Annotated in this window: 1 pseudogene; it reads left to right on the top strand. The window is 45.0% G+C overall.

Annotation, left to right across the window (positions count from 1 at the left end):
* A pseudogene (locus LKK83_RS08585) lies at positions 1–818 on the top strand (reverse transcriptase N-terminal domain-containing protein); the annotation flags it as partial.

Consider the following 818-nt stretch of genomic DNA (forward strand, 5'->3'; position numbering starts at 1 on the left):
CATGGAATACCATCAATTGGGCAAAAGTCCATCGACGGGTATTTAAGCTGCAAAAATCAATTTACAAAGCTGAACGGGTCTGGACAGTCCAAGAAAGCAAGGCATCTTCAAAGACTCCTGAGTAAGTCCTATTACGCGAAGCTCTTGGCAGTAAGGAAAATAACCCAAGACAATCAGGGCAAAAGAACAGCCGGAGTAGACGGAGTAAAATCCCTCTGGCCAACACAACGACTGGAATTAGCCCAAAAACTTGGGAGTAACTCCAAAGCCCGCGCCTTACGCAGAGTATGGATTCCAAAGCCAGGGCGCGATGAAAAGCGTCCTTTAGGGATTCCGACGATAAAGGATAGAGCTGAGCAAGCCCTGGTAAAACTGGCACTAGAACCGCAATGGGAAGCTCGGTTTGAAGCAGACTCATATGGGTTCAGGCCAGGAAGGTCAGCACATGACGCAATTGACGCCATATTCAAAAAGGTTCATAAGAAACCTAACTGGGTATTAGATGCAGATATTGCAAAATGCTTCGACCGAATCAACCATGATTACCTACTGTCCAAACTAGATTGTCCATCCGTGATTAAACGGAAAATCAAACAATGGCTTAAAGCCGGAGTTTTGGATAATGGCGTATTCGAGGTAACAGAGGCTGGAACTCCACAAGGTGGATTCATTAGCCCACTCCTGGCCAATATTGCCTTACACGGAATGATAAATTCGGTTGTAAATGCTTTTCCTCAAAGGAAGAACATTAACGGAAAGCGAGACGTTAATTATCGTCCGAAAATCATCCGATATGCCGATGACTTTGTGGTACTTTC

It is taken from the genome of Phormidium sp. CCY1219 (assembly GCF_035615515.1).
Taxonomy (GTDB): domain Bacteria; phylum Cyanobacteriota; class Cyanobacteriia; order Cyanobacteriales; family Laspinemataceae; genus CCY1219.